This window comes from Chelativorans sp. ZYF759 (assembly GCF_012911015.1).
In the GTDB taxonomy this organism is placed as follows: Bacteria; Pseudomonadota; Alphaproteobacteria; order Rhizobiales; family Rhizobiaceae; genus ZYF759.
In genome coordinates this window covers 1-22120 of record NZ_WVVV01000013.1, presented here as the reverse complement: position 1 = coordinate 22120, position 22120 = coordinate 1, and the positions used below count along the sequence as shown (strand labels likewise).

Genomic DNA, 22120 nt, shown 5'->3' with positions numbered 1-22120 from the left:
ATATGATAATGTATTTGACATACGATATCTTATCTGTGCTAGGACTGAGCGTGTCAAGACGCACCAGGGAGGCAAGCGTGGCGGTTGCAGAGCAGACGAACAGGTCGGAAAGCGTACGGCCGTCCAGCATCGCCAGCACCGTCTATGACCGCATCTACGAGCGGCTGATGTCGCTTGAGATCGCGCCCGGCTCACGTATTCCGATCGATGCGATCGCGCGTCAGCTTGATGTCTCGCAGACGCCGGTCCGCGAAGCTCTGGCCCGGTTGGAGCGCGAAGGGCTGGTGCGCAAGGAGCATCTGATCGGCTTCAGCGCGGCTCCGCAGCTCACCCGCAAGCAGTTCGACGATCTCTACGCTTTCCGCCTGCTCCTTGAGCCGGAAGGCGCGCGCCTGGCGGCCGAGCGGATGACCCCGGAGGAGCTCAGCCGCCTGGAGCAGGCGGCGGCCGATATGGAACACGGCGAGCCGCCGGTGGACCGCAACAGCCGCTATTCGCGCTTTGCCCGGGCGGATGCTCATTTTCACGACGAGATATTGCGGGTTGCTGGCAACGAGGTCATTCGAAGCACGCTCTTCAACCAGCATGTGCACCTGCAGATATTCAGGTTCATGTTCCACACCCGCGTGACGCAGGAGGCCCTGGAGGAGCATGAAAGGCTGCTGGTCGCGTTCCGTGCTGGCGACCCCGAGGCGGCCCGTTTCGCCATGGCGGAGCATATAGAGCGCTCCCGCGACCGGATTCTCGTGGCGTTCTGATGAACGTGCTGGCTGCCAAAGTCTCGCGCGCGGTCCGGTCGGTCCCTTCCCGGGACGCGGTCTTGCGGGCCGAGGGTCTGGGCAAGGCCTACGGACCTATAACCGTGCTATCGGATGTTTCACTCGACATCCGCCCGGGCGAGGTTCACGCCATCATCGGTGAGAACGGGGCCGGCAAGTCCACCCTGATGAAGCTTCTTTCCGGCCACGTGCGGCCGACAGCCGGCCATATCTCGATTGAAGGTCAGCCCGTGGAGTACGCCGATGCCGTCGAGGCGGAGGCTCTGGGCATCGTCCTTGTGCATCAGGAAATACTGCTCGCGCCGCATCTGACCGTCGCCGAGAACCTGTTTCTGGGTAAGGAGCTTGGACGAGGCCTGTTGGTCGACGACCGCAGGATGAACCAGCTGACCGCCGAAGTGCTGGCGCGTGTCGGCTCGACAGCCCGCCCCCGCGACGAGGTGGGCAACCTGCCGCTAGCGCAGCGCCAGCTGGTTCAGATCGCCCGCGCGCTGCTGGAGGAGCGTAAGGTCGTTATCTTCGACGAGCCAACGGCGGTTCTCGCCAATGACGAGGTATCGGCGCTTCTCGACATCGTGCGCGCTCTCCGGGAGCGCGGTGTGGGCATCCTCTACATCTCGCACCGGCTCGAGGAAGTTCAGGCGGTCGCCGATCGCATCACGGTCCTGCGCGACGGGAAGATGATCGGCACCTGGCAGGCGGATGACCTCGACCAGCGCCAGATGGCCGAACTGATGGTCGGGCGCGAGCTCCGGATGCTCTATCCCGCCAAGCGGCCCGCGACCTCGGCAGCGCCGATCCTGGAAGTGGTCGATCTGGACGTCGAGAACGGCCAGCAGATCGCCTCTTTCCAATTGAGGCCAGGCGAGGTTCTCGGGTTCGGCGGCATGATCGGCTCCGGCCGCACCGAACTGTTCGAAGGTCTCCTGGGTCTTCGCAGCTCGACGGCCACGACGGTGGTGCTGAGTGGACGTCAGCTGACAAACCGCTCGGTCGGTTCCCTCATGGAAGGCGGCCTCGTCTATCTGACCGAGGATCGAAAGGGAAAAGGGCTGCTTCTCGACGAGCGGCTTGCTCCGAACCTGACCCTGCAGGCGCTGGAAACCAGTAATCCTGAACTGACGCTCGACGGGCGCCGGGAAATCGGCCTGCTGAAATCGGCGGTCGAGAAGTACGACATCCGCGTGCCCTCCCTTCTGCTCGATGCCGGCAAGCTGTCCGGCGGAAATCAGCAGAAGCTGCTGCTGGCCAAGGTGATGATGACGGATCCCTCGGTCGTCATCATCGACGAGCCCACGCGGGGCATCGACATCGGCAATAAGGGGCAGATCTACGAGTTCATCGACACCATGGTGCGGTCGGGCAAGGCCTGCATCGTGATCTCCTCGGAACTGCCGGAACTGGTCGGCCTGTCGGACCGCGTGCTGGTGATGCGCGAGGGGCGCGTCGTCGCCGAACTGGGCGGCGAGGACATCACCGAGCAGAACGTCATCTACGCGGCCACCAGCGCCAGCCACGGCAGACAGGGACGAGACGAGAAATGAGCAGTGTGACCGCAACCAACCCCTTCGTGGACCGGGTCGGACAGATCCGTTGGGCCGATCTCGCGCCCTTTATCGCCCTGGCGGTGATCATCTTCATTGGCACGATGATCAATTCCAACTTCATGTCGTCGGCCAACCTCGTCAACGTCATCACGCGCAGCGCCTTCATCGCGATCATCGCGGTGGGCGCGACCTTCGTCATCGTTTCGGGCGGACTGGATCTGTCGGTCGGTTCCATGATGGCCTTCGTCACCGGCATCATGATCATGGCGATGAACGGGCTCGCGCCTGCCTACGGCAACTGGGCGATCCTCATGGGCGCCGGCGTGGCACTGGTCGTGGGCGGGTTGTGCGGGCTTTTCAACGGCCTGATAATCACCGTCGGGCGAATAGAACCCTTCATCGTCACGCTGGGGACGATGGGCATCTTCCGCGCCTTCATCACCTTCATGACCGATGGCGGGTCGCTGCCGATCGACCGCGGTCTGCGCGAGGCCTACCGGCCGGTCTATTTCGGCAATTTCCTCGGCATTCCCTATCCCGTGCTGATCACCTTGGTGGTGGTGCTGGTCGCAGCCTTCCTGCTCTACCGGACCAAATATGGCCGACGCCTGACCGCCATCGGGTCAAACACGGACGTGGCCCGCTTCTCGGGTGTCCATGTCGGGAAGGTGCGCACAATGGCCTACGTGATCCAGGGCCTGTGCGTGGCCATCGCCGCGATCTGCTACGTGCCCCGGCTTGGCGCGGCCACGCCGACGACGGGGCAGCTTTGGGAATTGCAGGTCATCACGGCGGTCGTCATCGGCGGCACGCTGTTGCGGGGAGGAAAGGGGCGCGTCTGGGGCACTGTGGCCGGGGCGCTCATTCTGGAGGTAATCGCAAACGTCATGGTCCTGTCGGACATGATCTCCGAATACCTCGTCGCTGCGGTGCAGGGAGCGATCATCATCATTGCCATGCTTGCGCACCGCTTCACCCGGAGCCGCTGAGAAAAAGCGGCGTCGGAATTCAACCGGAGGAGACTGAAATGAACGCTTACAAGAACGCAGCACGTATGCTTGCTTGCGCTGCCGCGCTGATGGTGCCGCTCGGCGCCGTCCACGCGCAGGACCGTGACATCACCATCGCCGTATCCATTCCCGCGGCCACCCATGGCTGGACCGGCGGCGTGGTGTACCACGCCGAACAGGCCAAGGCTGAAGTCGAGGCCGCCTTCCCGAATGTTGAGGTGGTCCTGTCGACTGCGTCTTCGGCCTCTGCCCAGGTGTCCGCGCTCGAGGATCTGTCCGCCACCCGCGATCTCGACGCCTTGGTGATCCTGCCTTTCACGTCCGAAGAGCTGACCGGGCCGGTCGAGCAGGTCAAGGCGAATGGAACCTTCATTACCGTGGTGGATCGCGGCCTTGCCGATCCCGAGATTCAGGACCTCTATGTCGCCGGCGACAACATCGCGGTTGGTGCCAACACTGCGCGCTGGCTTTCCGAGCAGCTGGGCGGCGAAGGCGACATCGTCGTTCTGCGTGGCATTCCCACCGTGATCGACGACGAGCGCATCCAGGGCTTCACCGAGGTCATCGAGCAAACCAACATCAACATCATGGATATCCAGTACGCCAACTGGAACCAGGACCAGGCCTTCACCCTGATGCAGGACTACCTGGCCAAGTACCCGCATATCGATGCGGTCTGGGCCAACGATGACGACATGCTTTTGGGTGTCATCGAGGCCGTCGATCAGGCCGGACGCGAGGATATCCGCTTCGCGCTGGGCGGCAACGGCATGCGCCAGGTCGTCGAGATGGTGATGGAAGGCAATGAGCGCACCCCGATCTCCACGCCTTATCCGCCCTCGATGATCAAATCGGCAATCTACATGACCGCGGCGCAGTTCTCGGCCCAGGCACCGATGCGGGGTTCCTTCCTGCTCGATGCGCCGCTGATCACGCCTCAGAATGCGGACCAGTTCTACTATCCTGACTCCCCGTTCTGATCTGAAACAAATCCGGCACCCGGCACGAGCCGGGTGCCGCCCCAATCGCAAACAAAGAGGAGACGGCGATGAGCGGCAAGAAGATCCTCATGCTGACGGGTGAGTTCACCGAGGAATACGAGATTTTTGTTTTCCAGCAGGGCATGGAGGCAGTGGGCCACACGGTCCATGTGGTCTGCCCGGACAAGAGCGCAGGCGACCGCATCAAGACCTCGCTGCACGATTTCGAGGGCGACCAGACCTACACCGAAAAGCTCGGCCACTATGCCGACATCAACAAGACCTTCTCCGAGGTGAAGGTCGAGGACTACGATGCCGTCTATGCCGCCGGCGGGCGTGGGCCGGAATATATCCGGACCGACAAGCGCGTGCAGGCCATGGTCAGGCACTTCCATGAAACCGGCAAGCCGATCTTCACCATCTGCCACGGCGTGCAGATCCTGATGGCGGTGCCGGGTGTCCTCAAGGGCAAGAAGGTGGCGGGGCTTGGCGCCTGCGAGCCGGAAGTCACGGCTGTCGGAGGAACCTATATCGATGTGAAGCCGACCGAGGCCTACGTCGATGGCAACATGGTCTCGGCAAAGGGCTGGACCGGCCTGGCAGCATTCATGCGCGAGTGCATGAAGGTGCTCGGGACGAAGATCACGCACAGCTGAGCCTTCGCCGGGTGTGGGGCCGCGCGAGAGATTTCCTTTGCGGGGCAAGTGCAACGACCCTGCCGCCTAAACGGCAGGGTCCAGGCGGACATCAGACTGCCAGTTCCGCAGGGTCGCCTTCTCCGATATTCTGGGGTTCGCCCCATCGGGGAAGGGCGACCGCGCGAACTCTCTGGTCGAAGGTCTCCGCAGCTATTGCGGTGCGGGCTTCGTTTGCCGAACGGCATCTTGCATTGCCGAACCCGGAGCACCCGACCGTCGGTCAAGCTGGCATTGCGGGGCAGGCAGGCACTCTGCGTTTAGCCGATGGCGGCGGGGGGCCGTGAGCTGTCGGTCCGGTTTCAGCCGACGAATGGGAAATATTGCGTTCGGCTGCAGTTCATTCCTGCCCGCGGAATACGCTGCCGGGTCTGCCGGGCACCTGCCGACGTTCACGCCAGGCCTTGTCCGCCACCTGCAGGTCCGGAAGCCGCTCAGATCGGTTGAGCCATCATGCCCATCATCCGTCCGCTGATCTCACCGACGTTGACTGGCGGGATCTTGCGCATCTGGGCGTCGCCGATGCGGATTGAGTTTTCGACGATGAAGCTCACCCGTTCGTAGCGGCGCGCGCGATAGGCTTGGAAAGCCGTTTCGACATCGGATGCTTTTCCCAGTTCGTCGACCAGGACGATCGCATCCTCTATGGCCATGCCGGCACCCTGGCCAAGATGGGGTGTCGAGGCGTGGACCGCGTCGCCCATCAGGACGACCCGGCCCCTGTGCCAGTGACCATCGAGGAAGATGACCTCCAGCGGGCGGGCCACAACGCCCTGGTCGTCAACCACCTGTTCAGCGGCCAGCTTTATCTGCGGGGCGGCCATTTCGGCGCGGCGGCGCATCGCGGCCGCCGATCCCTCGACCGCGAGCCGATATCCATGATCTTCCTCAGACAGGATGAAGACATAGGTCATGCCGCGCGCGAGCGGCACGAGGCCGGCATTGCATTGCCCGTGGAAGATCTGGAATTCATCGGTCGAGACCTGCTCGGGCAGGTTATAGCGCCAGACCCACTGGCCTGTGTAGCGAGGCTCCGGTGCATCCGGCATGATCATGCGCCTCGTCTGCGAGAAGATGCCGTCCGCGCCGATGACGATGTCGTAGCGCCCCGTCGCCCCGTCGGAGAAGGTGACGTCGACCCCGTCGCCGTCATCGTCGAGGCATTCGGCGGTGACGCCCAGCCGCAGCCTGGCGCCGAGCCCGAGTGCCCGGTCGCCAAGGACCTTCTGGAAATCCGAGCGGCGCACGCCTGCATTTGATGGAAACTCGGGGCCGGCGAGACGCGGCGTCTCGAAGCTCGTCATCTGGCTTCCGTCAGGGCCGAAAAGCGTCGTGCGGTCGAAGCCCTGGGCCTGCTCCAGATAGGCATCCAGGAGATCGAGCGAAGCCATGGCCCGTATGACGTTGAATTGCTGCGTGATCCCGACGCCATAAACGCCCCATTCGGGATCCCGCTCGATCAGGTCCACCGAATATCCTTCGCGCCGGAGCGCGATCGCCACGGTGAGGCCACCGATGCCGGCCCCAACCACGAGAACCTTCTCGATTTTCATGCACGTTCCTCCCTACCGCATGTAAGCGGCAGCGGGGCATCATGGAAAATCAAGAAGTCGGATGACAGGCATTGGCCGGGTCAATAGCTGGCAGCCGGCTCACCGGTTGTCGATAGAGGCAGCATCGGTCTGGCCAATATATCGCATCACCTCTATCCATTCGACAAATGGGTGGCCGCTGGCTAGCGTCCGTCTCCAAGGCCGGGAGGATATCTTCCGCTCTCGCAGGATGGGGGGCGAAGCGCCGGCAAGGAGAGTTGTTACCGCCTGGTGCCTGGCACCGTGTGGCGGGGAGGAGGACGTCGAATGACGAGCAGGATCATCGATCTATCCGTGGTGCTGACGGCAGGGTTGCGCACGGACCCGCCGGGCCTCGAACCCAAGATCACCCATGTCGGCCACGATAGCGGTGCCCTGGAATTCGAGCGGATGTTCGGGATTCCGGCCGACAAGCAGCTGGAGGGGAAGGGTGCGGCGGTCGAGCTCTGCGAACTCTCTACCCATAACGGCACGCACATGGATGCGCCGTGGCACTATCATCCGACCATGGACAACGGTAAGCCGGCGCTGACGATCGACAAGGTGCCACTCGAATGGTGCATGGGGCCGGGCGTCAAGCTCGATTTCCGCCACCTGCCCGATGGACACGTCTGCACGGCAGCGGAGGTCGAAGCCGAACTCGATCGCATCGGGCATGAGCTGAAGCCCGGTGACATCGTGCTCGTCAACACGCGCGCCGGCTCCCGATACGGCCAGGACGACTACGTCTCGGCCGGTTGCGGCATGGGCAGGGAAGCGACGCTCTGGCTGACATCCCGCGGCATGCGGGTGTGCGGGACCGACGCCTGGAGCTGGGACGCACCCTTGATGTCGCAGATGAAGCGTATCCGGGAAACGGGCGATTACTCCCTCTTCTGGGAGGGACACAAGGCCGGCGCCGAGACCGTCTACTGCCACATTGAAAAGCTGGGCAATCTTGAAGCCCTGCCTCCGACCGGGTTCGACGTGATGGCCTTTCCCGTAAAGGTCGACCGTGGCTCGGCGGGCTGGTGCAGGCCTGTGGCGATACTGAAAGACTGAAGGCGTCGGGGAGGAAGAGATGCGATTTGCGACACTGCCGAATGGCAGCCTCGACGGGCGGCTGCACCTTGTCTCGCGCGACAATGCGCGAGCCGTCCCGGCCCGGGCCGCCGGAACCCTGCAGCAGGCGCTCGACCGTTGGGTCGACATCGTGGATGCGCTGGAGGAAGAGTATGCCGCCCTGAATGATTTGTCGGTGCCTGGCGAAATCGCCTTCGATCCCTCCGGCGCACTGGCCCCCTTGCCGCGCGCCTGGCAGTGGCTGGACGGCTCGGCCTATGACAGCCATGGCGCGCTGATGGCCAAGGTGTTCGGCATCGACGCCAAGGCCGGCAGCGACCGGCCCCTGATGTATCAGGGCGTATCCGACCGTTTCCTCGGACCGACCGAGGACGTGCGCCTGCCTTCGGCCGAGGACGGCATCGATTTCGAGGGCGAATTCGGCGTCATCACCGATGCGGTGCCCATGGGTGCAAGCCCGGCGGAAGCTGCTTCCCACATCCGCCTGGTCGTCCAGATCAACGACTGGAGCCTGCGCCGCATAGCGCCCGTCGAGATGCGGACCGGCTTCGGCTGGCTGCAATGCAAGCCGCATTGCTCCATGGCGCCGGTCGCAGTCACTCCCGACGAATTGGGCGATGCCTGGCGCGACTGCCAGGTTGCGCTGCCGCTCGAGGTCGACTGGAACGGCGCGCGCTTCGGCGCCGCGCATGGGGATGACATGTCGATCGGCTTCGACGGGCTCATCGCGCACGCCGCATATTCCCGCGACCTCGTGGCTGGAACCGTCGTCGGTTCCGGCACGGTCTCGAACGCCAATTTCCGCGAGGTCGGCTCCTCCTGCATTGCCGAGCGAAGAGGAATCGAGATGCTGGACGAAGGCGCGCCGAAGACGGATTTCATGGCCTTCGGCGACCGCGTGCGCATGGAGGCGCGGCTCCCCGATGGTTCGCCTCTATTCGGTGCAATCGACCAGACGGTGCGTGGAGCGCAGCGGTGAGCGCTCCGACCGCGGCGGGCCGGCCGGGCACGCCCTTCGAGCGTGTCCTGGGCACAGGCAGCGACGTCGTTTCCGCGCTCGCCGTGCTCGGCATGCTGACCGGCGCCATCGTCGTCGTCTCGGACGTGTTGATGCGCTGGTTCTTCAACGTGGCAATCGTCGCGCTGAACGAGGTGATGGCACAGGTCTTCGCCATGGCAATCGCGGCCACCCTGCCTGCCGGCGCGGCACGTCGCGTAAACCTGAAGGTCGACCTGCTGGGGCAGTCCATCAGCCCCCGCGTCGCGCGGTGGCTGAACGTGCTTGGATCGTTGCTGCTCGCCCTGTTCTTCGCGCTGCTCGCCTGGCGGATATGGACGCTCGGCCTGCGATTCCACGGCCAGGCGCGTGCGACGCTGATCCTGAACTGGCCGATCGCGCCGACCTATTTCTTCGTCGCAGGCGCAATGTCCGTGGCCGCCCTCGTCCAGCTGGGCAACGTGATCCTGGACCTCGTGCAACCGCCCCCTGCCGCCGACGGCGGCAGAACGACGCCGGTCGGCGCGGCCGTCCTGCTGCTTTTGAGCGCGCTGCTGGCCGCCACGCTCTTCTGGTACGTCTTCGACTATGCCGGTCTCGTCGCTTTCGCCACGGGCAATCCCGGTTGGTTCGTGGTCGTGGCCTTCTTCGTGCTCTGGCTGGGTGTGCTGGCGCAACTGCCGATCGCCGCCGTCACCGGGTTCATTGGCGTCTTCGGGACCATGCTTTTCATCGGCGGTGCGTCGTCAGGCAACGTCTTCGCCACCGATTCGATGGAATTCCTGATGAACCCGCAGGTGGCAACCCTGCCGCTCTTCCTCATGATGGGCAGTTTCGCGGTCGCGGCCGGCATCTCCAGCGACATCTACCGGCTGGCCTATGCGGTTCTGGGGCGCATACGCGGCGGCCTCGCCTATGCGACGGTCGCCGGCTGCGCGGGCTTCGGCGCGGTGTCCGGCTCGTCGGTGGCCACCGCGGCCACTTTCGGCCGCATCGCGCTGCCCGAGATGAACAGGCGCGGCTATTCGCCATCCTTCGCCACCGGATCGGTAGCCGCCGGCGGAACGCTCGGCGCTCTCGTGCCACCCTCGGGCGCGATCATCCTCTTCGCGCTGCTGACGGAGGAATCCATCGCCACCCTTTTCATGGCGGCAGTGGTGCCGGCGCTCCTTGCCCTGCTGCTCTATTTCGCGGCGATCACCGTCGTCGTGCGCATGAACCCGGATGCCGCGCCGCCGCCGGACAAGGACATCGAGCCGATCCTGCCCGCACTGATGCGCGCGCTGCCGGTGATCCTCCTGTTCACGCTCGTCATCGGCGGGCTCTATGGCGGCATCTTCACGGTGACGGAGAGCGCGGCGGTGGGCGCTGTGGGGGCCTTCCTGCTGGCCCTGTCGCGCGGCGCGCTCAACAGGATGCGCTTCCTGTCCGTGATGTCGGAAACGACGGCCACCACGGCACTGATCTACGGCCTGATCTTCGGCGCGCTCATTTTCTCGTTCTTCGTCAATCTCGGCGAGGCGCCTGATTTCGTGGCGCGCTGGATCGGCGGGCTCGACATGTCGCCGCTGGTGATCCTCCTGTTCTTCATCCTGTTCTATCTCGTGCTGGGCGCCGTGATGGATTCCTTCGCGGTGATGGTCATCACCGTCCCGGTCGTCACCCCGATCATCGTCGGGCTTGGTTTCGACATCTATTTCTGGGGCGTGCTGATGCTCATCATCGTCGAGCTGGGCCTGATCACGCCGCCCTTCGGGATCAATCTCTTCGTCATCAAGAGCCTTCAGCCGACCCTGCCGCTGGTCCGCATCATGCGCGGAGTCCTGCCCTTCATCGCGGCCGACGTGATCAAGATAGCGCTGCTGATCGCCTTCCCGGCGCTGGTGCTGTGGCTGCCATCGACGATGCGGTGATCCTGGTGAAGCGATAGCAGGTGCGAAGAAGCTAGGCTCGCCACAGGCAGACACGGCCGCAGAGCGGCCATGAGCCGTGTGGAGATCCGCGACGCGGCAGGGGCCTATCTTCTGAAGCCCGGCTCGTAGAAACCCTTCACCCAGACTGCGCCATCGCGCAGTTCCACCTCGACCGGCGTCAGGCTCTGGCCGAGACAGGGTCCGAGCGTGCATTCGCCGGTGTCGATCGCGAACAGGGCGCCGTGGGCGAAGCACATGACCTGCTCGCCGGATGGATCGAGAAACTCGTCCTTCTTCCAGGCCATGCGGGCCCGGTCGTAATGGGGGCAGTGGTTGCGCCAGGCGTGAACGGCATCGCCCCGGCGGACGAGAAACATCGTGTCGCGCCCTTCGCCCAGCGGGTCGAACCCCCTGGACTTGCCGTCGACGAGATCGCCGAACCGGCACAGCGGCTCGACGATCTCGCGCGGCTCGAACCTGCGGCGGGAAGCCGCGTTCATCGTCAATCCTTCTTGCCGGGGGGCGGCCCGCCCGGCGCCCATTTCTCGACATTCTCGAAGAGGAAAAGCTGGGCTGCCTCGGCCGACATCGGCGTCTCGCGCTCCACCCACTCGCCATCATGCAGATCCATGTCGGCGTCATACTCGACATGGGTGCCCAGCGGCGAGTTGAAGTACCAGAACCAGTTCGAGCCGAATTTGTGGCGGCCGGGCCCCCAGAAGCTCTCATAACCCATCTTGACCATGCGCGAGCCCGCCAGCATCAGCTCGGTCGGGCCCTGCATGTGGAAGGCCAGGTGCTCGAGGCCCTGCATGTAGGCCGGCGTCTGGATCATGAACAGGACGTGATGATCGAAGTTCGCCTGCGGGCGCAGGAACGGACCGGTATTGGTGAACTTGTCGGTGACGACGAATTTCAGCCGGTCGATATAAAACTGCGTCATCCGGTCCATGTCGGGCACGAAGTAGACGATGTGCGAAAGCGTACGCGGCTTTGCCTCCGCGTCCTGGTTCGCGCCGATGACGTTCGGCCCGCGGCCTGGCCTGGCGCCGGGGCTGTTGATCAGTTCCGCGGGCAGATCCAGCTTCTTGCGCGTCGTGATGCGGAATCCGAGCGCGAAATCGAGATCGTCGCGACACGACAGCGAACCATCCGCTTCGCGCACGACCTCGCGATCCTTGTCCAGCTCTGCCGCGATCTGGTCCAGCGTCTCCTGATCCTCAACGCCGTAGATTGTCTTGCGCAGCATGCTGGCGGTCGGCAGCGGCTTGGGCAGGGCGGGATCGTCGCGCCGACGCAGAGTCACGCCCGTGCCGTCGAGGGCATGATAGCTGCCCCCGGCCTCGGTTCGATCGACTTCCGTCAGACCGTAATCCACGAGGAAGGTGCGGCAGGCATCGAGATCGTCGACGCCAAAGATGAGTTCGTCGGGACCAATGATGCGCATCGGCTGTCTCCTGATTCTCTTTGTCCTATTTGTGCCCGAAAAGTCGCGTTTCGCCTGCGCCGTTGCGTGCGCAATCGGGCGACGGATCGAGCACCAAATCTGGTGGCCGGCGCCGATGGCGCCGGCCATGATCGTTACTGCTTGGCCGCTTCGAGCTCCTGAATGAACATCTCGACCAGTTCCGCTCCGCCCGGTACGCGCTGGGCGAAGGCTTCCTGCGTGGCGGGCCCGAGGCGCTCGCGGGCCGTGGCGATTTCCTCTTCCGTGGCGCGTGTGACCGTGTGGCCCTCGGCATTCTCGACCGCCTCGAGGGCGCTGGCCTCCCACTGATCCACAAACTGGCCGAAGGCCCGGCTTCCCTCGCAGCCCGAATGCCGCATGATGGCTTCCTGGGCTTCCTCGGAAAGGCCGTCCCAGCGATCGCGCATCATGAAGACGAGTCCGGCGGCGCCGCCCAGCGGGATGATGTAGTGGTCGGTGGTCACCTCGTTCAGCCGGAACGCGGCGAAGGCGGTGAAGTTGATCATCGAGCCCTCCGCGGTACCGCGCTGGAGAGCCTCGTATTTCTCGTGGACGCCGAAGGACAGCGGCGCGCCGCCATAGGCGCTGACGATTCCGGCAGCGGCCGGCGTGGTGGTGATGACCTTCTGGCCCGCCATGTCGTCGAGGCTGGTGGCCGGCCGGCCGTTCATGTGCAGGGATGCCTGCGGAAACTCCACCCACAGCAGCGGTACGATATCGCTGATCGCGGAATCGAACGCGCCCTGCTCGTACATGCTGCAGACTGCGATGGTGCCCTGCTCGGAGCTTTCCACCAGGAAGGGCAGGCTTGCCACGAGCACTGGACCGAACTTGCCGGGATTGGTCACCGACAGTCCCCAGGCGATCTGGATCACGTCGTCGACGGCCCGATCGTAGAAATTGGTGTGGTTGGCGATGGCCGGCCCGTGCCGCAGATCGATGGTCACCGCGCCGTTCGCATCTGCGTTGATGCGCTCCGCCCAGGGTGTGAGAAAGCCAGTGTTGATGGGATGCTGTTCCGGATTGGTTGTCCCGAAGACGAGTGTCTCCTGGGCGAGCGCATTGCCGGAAAAGACCAGCGCGCTGGTCAGCAGCAGCGCCTTGGCAAATGGTTTCATTCGAATTCCTCCCTGATGGCAGACCCGGCCTTTGCCGGCCAAGCTGTCGGCGCAGCCTACACACCGGCCATGACTTCAGAAAACTCAATGATCGAATGCTTCCTATTGATTGCTTGAATATCAGACCCGTACCCATCATCCTGCGTATGAGGGGTCTGCTGCCACGCGGACCGGGACGGAGGATACTCACATGCGCTTCAAGCGCCTCGATCTGAACCTGCTGGTCGCGCTCGACCTGATGCTGCGGCTCCGCTCGATTTCGCGCGCGGCCGAGCAGATGAACATGAGCCAGTCGGCGATGAGCAATGCCCTGACGCGGCTCCGGCAGTATTTCGATGACCCGCTTCTGGTGCAGGTCGGTCGGCGCCTCGAACTGACGCCGCGGGCCGAGGCCATGCAGGATGCGGTCCGCGACATTCTCGTTCGTGTCGACGCGGCGATCTCGGCGGAATCCGAGTTCGATCCGGCGCAGTCGAGCCGGCAGTTCTCGATTCTTCTATCGGACTTCACGATGCAGGTTCTCATGCCGCATGTGCTGCGGCTCGCTTATGAGGCGTCGCCGACCATCCGGTTCCGTCTCCTGCCGCAGCAGACCTTTCCCTATCTGGAGATCGACCGAGGTGAGGCCGACCTGCTGGTGGCGCCGAAGATATTCTCCTCGCCCGAACACCCCTGGACGCCGCTCTTCGAGGACGACTATTGCTGCGTGGTCTGGAGCGAGGGCGCGCATGCCGGCAAGGAACTGACGGTGAAGGACTTCGCCGAGGCCGGACATGTGCGCATGGTCCCCAGCACCGGCGCGATGTCGTTCGAAGACCAGTTCATGGAGCGGCGCGGCATTGCCCGGCGCATCGAGACGACGAGCTACAGCTTCACCTCCTTGCCCTACCTCGTGGTCGGCACCGACCGGATCGCCACCGTGCACGGCTTGATCGCGCGGCAGGCAAAGCGGCAGTTGCCGATCGAGATCCACCCTCTTCCCTTCGAGTGGGTAAGGCTCGACGAAGTGCTCCAGTGGCACGGACACCGCAGCAGGGATGCAGGGCTCGTGTGGCTTCGCGGCATCTTCGAACAGGCGGCGAGAGAGATGACCGAGCAGGTCGATCATTGACGCCATGAATGGTCGCCATCCGTAGTCTTGATTTTTCAGATCGAGCCCCAGCCGCTAAAGCGCGACGGAGGGAGGATCATCATGCACACAAAATCCGTACTCGTGATCGGCGGGGGCATCGGCGGTCTGACGGCGGCCATCGCTCTCGGCCACAAGGATTACCGCGTCGAGATCATCGAGAAGGATCCCGACTGGACAGTCTATGGCGTGGGCATCATCCAGCAGTTCAACGTCGTCCGCGCGATGGGCACGCTCGGCCTGCTCGACGCCTACATGGCGGAGGCCTATGGCTTCGACAGGACCGAGATGTACAATCCCGGCGGTCAGAAGATCGCGGAATTCCCGACGCCACGCCTGGCCGGTCCCGAGTATCCGTCGAATGCCGGCATCAGGCGCACCGACCTGCAGCGGGTGCTCGCGACCAAGGCGAACGAGCTGGGCGCCACCGTCCGGCTCGGCGTCACCGCCAAGCGCTTCGACGATGACGGCGAGGGCGTGGAGGTGACGTTCTCTGACGGGAAGTCCGCGCGCTACGACATCGTGGTCGGGGCCGATGGTGTGCATTCGCGCACCCGCGCCCAGATCATGCCGGAGGCGCCGAAGCCGCGCTACACGGGCCAGTGGGTCTGGCGCTACAACTTCCCTCAGCCCGACGACATGACCGGCATCCGCATCTTCGTCGGCCAGCGCGGCGCGGGACTGGTGCCGCTCGGCAAGGGCCAGATGTACATGTTCCTGCTCAGCGAGGAGCCGGAAGGCTTCCGTCTGGCCCTGGAGGGCTCGGCCGCCGCCATGCGCGAGCGCATGGCGGGCAACGCGCCGCAGATCGTCGCCCTGGCGGACCAGGTCACGGACGACGCCAGCGTCGTGGGCCGTCCGCTCGAGACGATCTTCCTTGATGGCCCATGGCACAAGGGGCGCGTCGTCCTCCTTGGCGACGCCGTGCACGCCTCGACGCCCCATCTCGCCCAAGGCGCAGGCATGGCGATCGAGGACGGTCTGGTGCTGGCGGAGGAGCTCGCGGCGGCAGCCGATCCCGAGGCGGCCTTCGCGGCCTTCCGCGCCAGGCGTTTCGACAGGACCCGCTTCGTCGCGATGAACTCGGTGCGCATCGGCGAAAGCCAGATGGGCAAGATCGAGCATGTCGACGTGCCGGCGCTCAACCGAGAGACGATCGCCCTCATGGCGCAACCCATCTGAATCCGCAGCCCCAAGGCAGGGCGACGCTCGAAGGAGATACCGGCACATGGCCATGTTCGACTACTTCCCCAACTACGTCTGGAACCTCTCCATCTCCATTGCGATGGCGAGCGGCGGCGAGCTTGGCGAGATCATGGATATGTGCCAGCCGCTGCTGGAAAAGGCGCAGGCGGGCGAGGACGCGGGCACCGGCGAGTTCCTGGCCGAATGGATGAAGGTCGCCGACAGGCTGATCGGCCTGGCCGCCGAGGACGAGGAGAAGGGCAGGCTTCTTTCGGCCGGCGCCAAGCTCCAGCGCGCAGCCCTCTACCTGCTGACGGCGGAGCGCATGCAGGGGCACGGTCATCCCGGCCGCGCCGAGACCTATGCCAAGGCGCTCGACGCCTTCGAGCGCGGCACGCGCTACAGCCACGCCAATGTCGAGCGCTTCGAAATACCCTATCAGGGCAAGGTCATTCCCGTTCTCTACACCCGCGCGGAGGGCGTCGAGGGGCCGGCACCGGCCGTCGTCTATCTGAACGGTCTCGACAGCTGCAAGGAGCTGCTCTTCTGGTCGCGCCTGCCCCAGGAGCTGGCCCGTCGCGGCATTTCCACGCTCTCCGTGGACCAGCCCGGCACGGGCGAGACGCTGCGCCGCCACGGCCTGCCTGCAACGTGGAAATCCGAGGATTGGGGCACCCCGGTCTATGAATGGCTGGCCGCACGCGCGGATGTCGATGCCGAGCGGATCGGCATCACCGGCATCTCTCTCGGCGGCTTCTACGCGCCGCGCGTCTGCGCGTTCGAGCCGCGCTTTGCCTCCGGCGCAGTGTGGGGCGCCAACCACAACTGGGCGGAAGTCCAGCAGAAGCGGCTGAAGCGCGAAGGCGAAAACCCCGTGCCGCATTACTGGAACCACGTCCAATGGGTGTTCGGCGCCAAGGACATGGACGACTTCCTCGAAAAGTCCTCCGGCATGCACCTCAACGGCGTCATGGACAGGATCAAGGTGCCCTTCCTGGTCACGCATGGCGCGAACGACCGGCAGATCAGCGTCGACTACGCGCACCAGAGCTACGACCAGCTCGTCAACTCACCACGCAGGGAGCTGAAGATCTTCACCGCGCGCGAGGGCGGCGTGGAGCATGTCGGTGCCGACAACATGAGCTTCGGGCGCTCCTACATCGCCGACTGGTTCGCCGAGACGCTGGGCGGCCGGCTCGCCTGAGCCAGGCAAATGCGGGGTGCCCGGGGTTCTGATCCCACACGGGCTCATGGGCGTGAGGCGGTGCTTGTCGGGGATCAGGCTCCTGATGAAGTCGAGCAACTGGCGGAAGTGTTGCGCCGCGTGCTGAAGCGCGTGCCGGACATCACTGGCCTGCCCAGTTCATGAAGCCCGCGCGGTCTCACTGATCGACGTCGGACTGCCTTTCGGCATCCATGGCTTCCAGATTTGCCATGAACCGGCGCAGCATGTCGTTCATCCGCTCCACTTCCTCTGCAGAAAACCCCTCCAGTAGGCGTCTCTGCCGAGAAAGCGCCACTTCCAGAATCTCGCCATGCAGTTGATGGCCCTTTTTGGTCAGCCGCCAGGACCGTCTCCGGGGGTTGGAGGTGGGCGTTGAAGCGATTGCCAGGCCGGCTTCCTCCAGCCGCCCGAGCGATCTGCTGACCGCGGCCTTGTCGATGCCGATCACGGCAGAAGCCCGCGATACGGATGCATCCGGCTCTCTCGTGAGCATCACGAGCATGCGCCAATCCATGGCGCCCATTCCAAATCTCTGCTGGTAGAAGCGCGAGGCGCTGCGGGTGAACCGGTTGGCCGCAAAGGTCAGCAGCACTGTCGTCGAACGCGAGAAGCTCAGCGTGTGATGCGTTTCGCTCTCGCTTTCGTCGGTCACCGCAACAAGAAACAGCGCGTCATCGAGTTCGTTCATGTCGTCTCCCCAACTTGCAGTTGATAGCGCCTCGGGATCGGTCATGCAACGCTAGTTGACATGACAACAAAAATCCTTCTTTCTTGACATGACAACAACGACGGCAGCTACCGGGAGGATGCGCGCGTGAACACGACGGCGGAGGAGCATGCCACCAGGGCGAGAACACTCGACCAGATTCCCTCGCTCGACATCGATCCTTTCGATGACGCCAATCTGACGGATCCCCAGCCGCTTCACGCCCAATTGCGCGACGCCGGCTCCATGGTGTTCTTGTCGCGCTACGGTGTGCCGGCAATGGCACGTCATGCGGAGGTTCATGCCGCATTGCGCGATTGGCAGACATTTTCCTCCGCCGCCGGTGTCGGACTTGACGATCTGCGCTACGGCGAACGTTGGCGTCCTTCCAGTCTCCTGCTTGAGGTGGACCCTCCCGTTCACGAAAAGACCCGCACCATCATGAACGGGGTCATGTCATTGCCTGCCGTGGGCCGAATGAAGGCGGCATTCGAGACGGAGGCGGAAAGGCTGGCCGACGAACTTGTCGCCCGGGGCGAGTTTGATGCCCTGAAGGATCTGGCCGAGCCCTTCGTCCTCAAGGTGTTTCCCGATGCCGTAGGGCTTCGCGAGGACGGCAGGGAGCATCTGTTGCCATGGGGCGACATGGCTTTCAACTCCTTCGGCCCCCGCAACGACCGTTTTCATCGGTCGACGCGGACGGCCGATACGGTTCGCGCATGGATCTTCGAGAACAGTCGTCGGGAAGCGATTTCGCCTGGCGGTTTTGGCGCGGCGATCTTTGCCGCGGTTGATGCGGGACGCCTGGACGAGGATGAGGGCGAGGTCCTTGTCCGCTCCATGCTCACCGCGGGCCTCGACACGACCGTCACCGGGCTGGGTGCCAGTATCCTCGCCTTTGCCCGCTTTCCCGATCAGTGGCAGCACCTGTTCGAAAATCCGCAACTCGTTCGTCCGGCTTTCGATGAGGTGGTGCGGTGGGCCTCGCCCGTGCAGACGTTCTTCAGGACGACCACCAGAGAAACGAAAGTGGGCGACGTCGTCGTTCCCAAGGACCAGAAGGTCCTTCTTTTCCTGGCCGCGGCAAACTGGGACGAACGCGTTTTCCACGAGCCCCATCTCTTCGACATCACGCGTCGGACGCTCGGCCATGTCGGCTTCGGCAACGGCATTCACAAATGTGTCGGCCAGATGGTGGCCAAGCTGGAGGCCGAGGTCGTTTTCAATGCCCTTCTGAAGCGCGTCAAGCGGTTCGAATTGCTCGGCGAACCCCGGATGCACCTCAACAACACCGTGCGCGCCTATCGGCACATGCATGTTCGCGTGGAGGCGCGATGAAACGTCGAACTTAGGAATGGGCCCGAGAGAGGCCAAGGTCAAATGGGAGGAATGACATGAAGAACCACAAGGGGTTGTTGCTGGCGTGTGCATTGTCGCTCGGCGTCACTGGAGGTGCCTATGCTTCGGAGGTGGAGCTTCGGCTCTCGCATTGGCTGCCAACGCAGCACGCACTCCATCCCACGGGCTGGATCCCGTGGAGCCAGTCGATCAGCGAGGCTTCGGGGGGCCGCATCAGCATCACCATCTATCCCTCCCAGCAACTCGGGAACGCGGTCGACCACTACGACATGGCGCGCGACGGCATTGCCGACATCACCTTCGTGAACCCCGGCTACCAGCCTGGCCGGTTCCCAATCGCGGGATTGGGCGAATTGCCTTTCATGATTACGAATGCGAAGGCGGGATCACGTGCCTTCGATGAATGGTATCGCGCATATGCCGCCGAAGAGATGAGCGACGTGCATTTCTGCATGGCCTTCCTTCACACCCCCGGCACTTTTCATTCTACACAGCCGATCCGTGTCCCCGATGATGTCAGCGGACTTGCGGTGCGACCAGCGCACGCATCGATGAGCCGCTTCGTGGGTCTCCTCGGAGGAACCAGCGTGCAGGTGCCCGCACCGGAAGTTCGAGAGCTGCTGTCGCGCGGGACCGCACAGGCGGTCTCGTTTCCGTGGGACGGCGTCTTCCTTTTCGGGTTTCAGGATACGGTATCCTACCATCTCGACCTGCCCCTCTACGTAGCGATGTTCATGATGGCGCTGAACAAGACCAGCTACGAGGGGATGTCGGCCGAGGATCAGGCGGTGATCGACGAACATTGCACCAGCGAATGGGCGGAAAAGCTCGCCTATGGCTGGGCGCAGGTCGAGGAAGACGGCGTGGCGCGCATGGCGGCGCTGGAAGGCCATGAGCTCTACCGGCCCACCGAGGAGGAGACCGCGCTTTGGCAGGCGGCCGCGGAGCCGCTGCTTGACGCCTGGCGTGAGGATGTCGCGGCAGCAGGTCACGACCCCGACGAGATCTTCCACTCGTTCCAGCAGATCATGCGCAGCCACAACTCCCTGGTGGAATAGTTCGCCACTTGTTGCGCTGGCCCGCGCCGGTCGAGACGCGCGGGCCATTTCATTTGGCACTGATGGGCTCCGGGCCCCAGCATATGGCGGCTCTCACGGAAGCCGGCAGACAATTCATTTCAGCGAAAAAGTCCCCCCGACGCCGGGGGGACTTTTCCGTCTGATTGTTGCCGTTCAGCAGGTCTCCTGTCCCTCGGGACAGACCTGCTCCTCGGCCGGTTGTTCATCCGAAGTCTCCGCTTCGCCGTCCTCCGGTTCCACAGGCCCATCGGCAGGCGCGTCGGATTCGGCTGGCATTTCCGCGGGTTCAGGAACTTCCTGATCCTGGGCCTCCGGCTCGGCAGGTTCTGCGGGAGCCTCTTCTTCGGCCGCTGGCGGCTGTTCCGGCGCGGGCTGGTCGCGAGCCGGCTCCTCAGCTTCCTCCTCGACGGGTTCCTCGGGGGCGGGGTCGGTCTCCTCCGTCACGGCCCCTTCGGGCGACGTCTCGACTTCGCCTTCCTCGGCCTCAGGCTCGGCGGCCGGTTCCTCCAGCTCCTCCTCGGTCTCAGCCGGGGTGGGCTCATCGTCTTCGGCCGGGGCTTCGGCTTCCGGTTCTGCCGCCTCGTCGTCCTCGACCTCCGAAGCGCTCGGGGCATCGGCGTCCGCCGGTACCTCATCGAGCGACTCCTCGATGAGGACAGGCTCGTCGAGCTCCTCCGGCGACTCAACAATGTTGGCAGGGACCTCCTCCGGCTCCTCCTCGGAGATATCGGCCTGGAAAGCTACGATCCCGGCCTCCGTGGAAGCTGCCGCCTCCGGGTCGTCCGAGAAGGTCAGTTCCATGGTCTGGACCGGCTCGACCAACACATTCTCGATCTGGGTGATCTCGATGGGCTGGTTGATGACGATGTTCTGTTCCACGCGCAGATCTACGCGGGTGGTCGCCCTGCTGAGATAGACGGGGATTTCCACGATAGGAGTGACATACTGAACGAGGCGGGGGGCAGTCACATAGCGGGTTTCAACGAAGACCCAACTTTCGGCGACGGGAGGTCGGAAGGCCGACGGCGTGCCCCAGGAATAACCTCGTCTTTCCGGTGCAAGGGGTGCCCATCCAATCACGTCGTCGCCGGTGCGCCAGGTGACCCAGGCCGGCGCCCAAACATTGCCCGGCACCCAGTACCAGCCATAGATCCGGCTGTAGCCCCAGCGGCCATAATGATAGGTGGCCCATCCGAAAGGCTCGTCGGAAAGCCAGTACCAGCCGTGATCGCTGGTATGGACCCAGCGTCCGGCAGTGTAGGGCCGCCAATCGCGTCCGACGCCCGCAGGTACAAACACAAGGCCGTGCGCTCGGTGACGAACCCACCGCCCGTGCGGCTGCAACCTGTCGAAGAATATCCCTACGGAGAGTCGTGCCTGTGCATGAGCGACGGATCCCAACTGAACGGGGACTGCGTCGTAGATGGTGCTTGAAGGGAAATTGGTGGGTTGCGGTACGAAGCCAATCGAGACCGCGATCGTCGCGACACCTGCAAAAAGGGACGCCTTTGCTGTCCAGCGCATCTTCGCTGATCCTTCTTCAAAGGTCCCTTCCGCCAGCAAACGCATTTGCGTCGCCAAAGTTCATCAAGCCTCCGCCACATGTCCATCCAGGGACTTCGGGCCGCGCGCTTCGCGACTTTGGTGGCCTCCCGATTCAGACCAAGGTCTGGTCGTCCCGTGGCATTGGTCCCGACGGCGATAAGTGCTGGAACGCTGGACTGGCTCCGCGGTTCTTCCGTCGACTTCGAATGCAGGCTGCCACAACCATCATGAGGAAAATGAAACATGGCCAACAGTGTTTATCAGGCGCGATGGCTCCTCATCCCGGTCTTTGGATTGAGCCTTCTTATGTTTGCCGTAGGCGTCAGCGCCTAGGCCGCACCGATCGGTATAGTAAAGTCCCTTCCTATGCCGATGCCCGCCAGACCGCCGGTCTGGCGGGCTTTCCTTTTGTCCCATTGCCAAACCACGCCGAAGCCATGAACATGCCGTGCAACGGAGCATGAACGTGACTGAGATGCCCACATCAAGAAGAAATCTGCTGCTCGGTCTGACAGCGTCCGCGTTCTGTCTGGCCGCTTTCGCACGACCGGCCGCTGCCCAAGGCGGTGGCGGCGGTGGCGGAGGCGGCGGAGGAGGTTCAGGCGGAGGCGGTGCTGGTGGTGGCGGCGGAGGAGGAGGTTCGGCCGGCGGCGGCGGTGCAGGCGGAGGCGGTGGCGGCGGTGCTGGCGGCGGCGGTGGCGGAGGTGCTGGCGGGGGCGGCGGAGGAGGTG

General features: G+C 64.0%; 19 protein-coding genes. 13 read left to right on the top strand and 6 right to left on the bottom strand.

The features are described from left to right. Positions 1–77 precede the first annotated feature (77 nt). From GRZ55_RS17865 to GRZ55_RS17845, 5 genes are all read left to right on the top strand, one after another. Complete coding sequence (locus GRZ55_RS17865) at positions 78–758, top strand: GntR family transcriptional regulator (protein WP_368856640.1); 681 nt, start codon at positions 78–80, stop codon at positions 756–758. Continuing rightward, positions 758–2323 (top strand): sugar ABC transporter ATP-binding protein, encoded by a 1566-nt coding sequence (locus tag GRZ55_RS17860; RefSeq protein WP_169288321.1) that lies wholly within the window; start codon positions 758–760, stop codon positions 2321–2323. Before GRZ55_RS17865 ends, GRZ55_RS17860 begins: the two co-directional genes overlap by 1 nt. Further along, the gene (locus GRZ55_RS17855) at positions 2320–3315 is read left to right on the top strand and encodes an ABC transporter permease (RefSeq protein WP_169288320.1); all 996 of its coding nucleotides are present in this window, start codon (positions 2320–2322) and stop codon (positions 3313–3315) included. The genes GRZ55_RS17860 and GRZ55_RS17855 overlap by 4 nt, the downstream gene beginning before the upstream one ends. 65 nt (positions 3316–3380) lie before the next feature. After that, positions 3381–4316 (top strand): substrate-binding domain-containing protein, encoded by a 936-nt coding sequence (locus GRZ55_RS17850; RefSeq protein ID WP_169288393.1) that lies wholly within the window; start codon positions 3381–3383, stop codon positions 4314–4316. 68 nt (positions 4317–4384) lie between these two features. Next, positions 4385–4972: a DJ-1/PfpI family protein gene (locus GRZ55_RS17845; RefSeq protein ID WP_169288319.1), complete on the top strand. Its 588-nt coding sequence runs from the start codon at positions 4385–4387 to the stop codon at positions 4970–4972. 473 nt (positions 4973–5445) lie between these two features. On the opposite strand, the gene GRZ55_RS17840 is transcribed toward GRZ55_RS17845, so the two are convergent. Next, positions 5446–6564 (bottom strand): FAD-dependent monooxygenase, encoded by a 1119-nt coding sequence (locus GRZ55_RS17840; RefSeq protein ID WP_169288318.1) that lies wholly within the window; start codon positions 6562–6564, stop codon positions 5446–5448. 306 nt (positions 6565–6870) lie between these two features. On the opposite strand from GRZ55_RS17840, the gene GRZ55_RS17835 reads away from it, so the two are divergent. Genes GRZ55_RS17835 through GRZ55_RS17825 form a run of 3 tightly spaced genes read left to right on the top strand, consistent with a single transcriptional unit; the run spans position 6871 to position 10575 of the window. Further along, positions 6871–7644 carry a cyclase family protein gene (locus tag GRZ55_RS17835; protein WP_169288317.1) on the top strand — a complete coding sequence of 258 codons (774 nt, stop codon included), beginning with the start codon at positions 6871–6873 and terminating at the stop codon, positions 7642–7644. Between the two features lie 19 nt (positions 7645–7663). Beyond that, positions 7664–8644 carry a fumarylacetoacetate hydrolase family protein gene (locus GRZ55_RS17830; protein WP_169288316.1) on the top strand — a complete coding sequence of 327 codons (981 nt, stop codon included), beginning with the start codon at positions 7664–7666 and terminating at the stop codon, positions 8642–8644. Then, positions 8641–10575, top strand: coding sequence for a TRAP transporter large permease subunit (locus tag GRZ55_RS17825; RefSeq protein ID WP_169288315.1), 1935 nt, complete (start codon positions 8641–8643; stop codon positions 10573–10575). Before GRZ55_RS17830 ends, GRZ55_RS17825 begins: the two co-directional genes overlap by 4 nt. A gap of 104 nt (positions 10576–10679) precedes the next feature. On the opposite strand, the gene GRZ55_RS17820 is transcribed toward GRZ55_RS17825, so the two are convergent. From GRZ55_RS17820 to GRZ55_RS17810, 3 genes are all read right to left on the bottom strand, one after another. Beyond that, the gene (locus GRZ55_RS17820; RefSeq protein WP_169288314.1) at positions 10680–11075 is read right to left on the bottom strand and encodes a Rieske 2Fe-2S domain-containing protein; all 396 of its coding nucleotides are present in this window, start codon (positions 11073–11075) and stop codon (positions 10680–10682) included. 2 nt (positions 11076–11077) lie between these two features. Beyond that, a complete protein-coding gene (locus GRZ55_RS17815; protein ID WP_169288313.1) occupies positions 11078–12022 on the bottom strand; it encodes a VOC family protein in 945 nt (314 codons plus the stop codon). Positions 12023–12156: 134 nt separating this feature from the next. Continuing rightward, positions 12157–13161: a TRAP transporter substrate-binding protein gene (locus GRZ55_RS17810; RefSeq protein ID WP_169288312.1), complete on the bottom strand. Its 1005-nt coding sequence runs from the start codon at positions 13159–13161 to the stop codon at positions 12157–12159. A 190-nt stretch (positions 13162–13351) separates the two neighbouring features. On the opposite strand from GRZ55_RS17810, the gene GRZ55_RS17805 reads away from it, so the two are divergent. The 3 genes from GRZ55_RS17805 (at position 13352) to GRZ55_RS17795 (ending at position 16679) form a co-directional block, all read left to right on the top strand. Then, on the top strand, positions 13352–14272 hold the full coding sequence (locus GRZ55_RS17805; protein WP_169288311.1) for a LysR family transcriptional regulator: 921 nt from the start codon (positions 13352–13354) through the stop codon (positions 14270–14272). A gap of 81 nt (positions 14273–14353) precedes the next feature. Further along, entirely contained in the window at positions 14354–15472 is a 1119-nt protein-coding gene (locus GRZ55_RS17800) for an FAD-dependent monooxygenase (protein ID WP_169288310.1), read from the top strand. 52 nt (positions 15473–15524) lie between these two features. Further along, the gene (locus tag GRZ55_RS17795; protein ID WP_210257410.1) at positions 15525–16679 is read left to right on the top strand and encodes a S9 family peptidase; all 1155 of its coding nucleotides are present in this window, start codon (positions 15525–15527) and stop codon (positions 16677–16679) included. 178 nt (positions 16680–16857) lie between these two features. Here the strand turns inward: GRZ55_RS17795 and GRZ55_RS17790 are convergent, their stop codons facing one another. Next, on the bottom strand, positions 16858–17388 hold the full coding sequence (locus GRZ55_RS17790) for a MarR family winged helix-turn-helix transcriptional regulator (RefSeq protein ID WP_169288308.1): 531 nt from the start codon (positions 17386–17388) through the stop codon (positions 16858–16860). Between the two features lie 126 nt (positions 17389–17514). Between GRZ55_RS17790 and GRZ55_RS17785 the strand changes: the two genes are divergently transcribed. Beyond that, on the top strand, positions 17515–18744 hold the full coding sequence (locus tag GRZ55_RS17785; RefSeq protein WP_368856639.1) for a cytochrome P450: 1230 nt from the start codon (positions 17515–17517) through the stop codon (positions 18742–18744). Positions 18745–18800: 56 nt separating this feature from the next. Then, complete coding sequence (locus tag GRZ55_RS17780; protein WP_169288307.1) at positions 18801–19823, top strand: TRAP transporter substrate-binding protein; 1023 nt, start codon at positions 18801–18803, stop codon at positions 19821–19823. Positions 19824–19997: 174 nt separating this feature from the next. On the opposite strand, the gene GRZ55_RS17775 is transcribed toward GRZ55_RS17780, so the two are convergent. Continuing rightward, a complete protein-coding gene (locus tag GRZ55_RS17775; RefSeq protein WP_306785614.1) occupies positions 19998–21368 on the bottom strand; it encodes a DUF6600 domain-containing protein in 1371 nt (456 codons plus the stop codon). Positions 21369–22120: the final 752 nt, after the last annotated feature.